The organism is Mesotoga sp. HF07.pep.5.2.highcov (assembly GCF_003666285.1).
Classification (GTDB): domain Bacteria; phylum Thermotogota; class Thermotogae; order Petrotogales; family Kosmotogaceae; genus Mesotoga; species Mesotoga prima.
In genome coordinates this window covers 1-2153 of sequence record NZ_JFHJ01000054.1, presented here as the reverse complement: position 1 = coordinate 2153, position 2153 = coordinate 1, and the positions used below count along the sequence as shown (strand labels likewise).

The following is a 2153-nucleotide window of genomic DNA, read 5'->3' as shown; positions in this document are numbered from 1 at the left end:
ACCAAGAATGTAATTTCCTTCTCTGCTCTTTCTTATCGATATTGCATCATCGAAATCTTTTGCATCATCACCGTCTATTGTGAAAACCAATTCATTTCGAAGGTCTTCTCTTTTTCTAACTTCTTGAAGATCAATGCTCTTTGCAACCCTGGCTGCTTGTTTTCTCACCTGCTCAGGAAAGTAACCCGGTTCTGGAAGGTCTTGTCTGTAAATAACTGTCATCAAATCTGCTTCGGGACTGAACACGTCACCAATAACCCTTTCTACGACACCTTCAGGATTTCTCCCCGGGGAAGGATATCTGGTGATCTTGATTAGAACCTTTTCGTCGGGTTTGGCTCCATTGAATCCTTCGGGAGGGATATAGAAGTCAGTCTTTATCCTCATATCATCAGCGACGACAAAAGCCATGATGCCCCTGGTCTTGAATGTACCGACTACTTTCTTTTTATTCCTACTGATTACTTTGATGACCTTCCCCTTTCTAATTTCTCGATATCTTCCCGTTATTTCCACAAGAACAGTATCTCCATGAATGGAAAAACCACTGTCTTCGGGAGCGACAAAAACATCCTCTTCGTCTTCAACGCTTATATAAGCTCCCGTCCCTCTTCTTGCGAATTCAATAGTACCAACTATAGTCTTTTCACCAGGAACAATGTACCTTCCTTTTAAATCCTTTATAATCTCGCCAGAATCGGTCAATTCTTCGAGATACTTCTTGAGCAACGCCCTATCCTCCCGATCAGTTAGGCCGAGCTTCACTATGAGACCTCTCATTGTCGTAGGTGAATAATCCTTGGAGGTCATTTCTTCTTTCAATGCTTTCAAACTTAGCTTCATAAGCCTCTTTCCTCTCTGTCATCAGACAATTTTAGGACTCTTCATGTTATAATTATACAGTGTATGTATTATAACCATTTATGGCTTACAGGAGGTCGGTAATGCGAATTGGAATATTGACGGGCGGCGGGGACTGTCCTGGTTTGAATGCAGTTATTAGAGGCATCGTGAAATCTGCTCCGGAAAACGTGGAAATTATCGGTTTGATGCACGGTTGGAAGGGATTGGTTGTTGGTGAAAGTATGAAACTCACCGATAACGATGTTGAAGGTATTCACATTCTCGGAGGTACAATCCTTGGAACATCTAGAACAAATCCTTTTAAATCGGAAGATATGAAAATAAAAATGGAGGAAAACATCAAGAAACTCGGTCTTGATGTGATTATAGGAATCGGAGGCGACGATACTTTGACCGTGGCTGCAAGACTCTCATCCATGGGATACAAAGCAATTGGAGTCCCAAAGACCATTGACAACGATGTTGCCAACACCGATTATACTTTTGGTTATCAAACTGCGGTAAATGTTGGGGCGGACGCGATTGACAGATTGCACTCTACTGCAAAGTCACATGGACGGATCATTATCGTTGAATTAATGGGGAGAGAAGCTGGTTGGGTAACTTTGGAAGCTGGCATGGCTGCCGGCGCACATCTAATCCTTATTCCTGAATACCCAATGACAATAGATGAAATCCTAACCTATGTCAAGAAGCGAATGGATAGATTCGGATACATGATTATCGCAGTTGCAGAGGGCTTCAAACCAACTGAATTGGAAAATGTTGTTGGCGATGAAAGCAAGATCGACGCCTTTGGTCATATAAAACTGGGAGGGATTGCCCATTATATGGCGAATATTATCTCTGAGAGAACGGGTTATGATACTAGATCCGTTGTTCTGGGGCACCTTCTGAGAGGTGGAACCCCCACGGCATTTGACAGAATTCTGGGCACAAGATACGGAGTTCACGCAATGGAGCTTGTCATGAAAGGCGATTTTGGCAGAATGGTTGCACTTAAAGGCAATGATATCATCTCTATTCCCCTTGAATATGGAATAGCTACAAAGAAGTTAGTTCCCTTTGAGTATTACAAACTGTCCCAGATCTTCTTCGATTGAGGCGTTAAGTTGTATTATTCTGAGCCGGTAAGGATTGCAAGATGCGCTATGGAGGAGTTTATTCGCCATGGTGTTTTAATTGGAACCCCTGACTGGGTTTCTGAAGAGTTCCTGTCTAGGAGAGCAGGTTGTTTCGTTTCTCTCCATACATCAAACGGCTCGCTTAGAGGTTGCATAGGAACGATA

At 42.8% G+C, this 2153-nt stretch carries 3 protein-coding genes; 2 read left to right on the top strand and 1 reads right to left on the bottom strand.

Features of this window, described 5'->3' with window-relative positions; all coding sequences use genetic code 11:
• The coding region (locus BG32_RS00985) for an RNB domain-containing ribonuclease (protein WP_121526244.1) at window positions 1–843 on the bottom strand (843 nt) is incomplete at its 3' end.
• A gap of 101 nt (window positions 844–944) precedes the next feature.
• Between BG32_RS00985 and BG32_RS00980 the strand changes: the two genes are divergently transcribed.
• Window positions 945–1967, top strand: a complete 1023-nt coding sequence (locus tag BG32_RS00980; RefSeq protein WP_121526243.1) for a 6-phosphofructokinase — start codon at window positions 945–947, stop codon at window positions 1965–1967.
• Window positions 1968–1976: 9 nt separating this feature from the next.
• Window positions 1977–2153 (top strand): AMMECR1 domain-containing protein (locus tag BG32_RS00975; protein ID WP_121526245.1); only part of this gene is annotated, 177 nt, incomplete at its 3' end.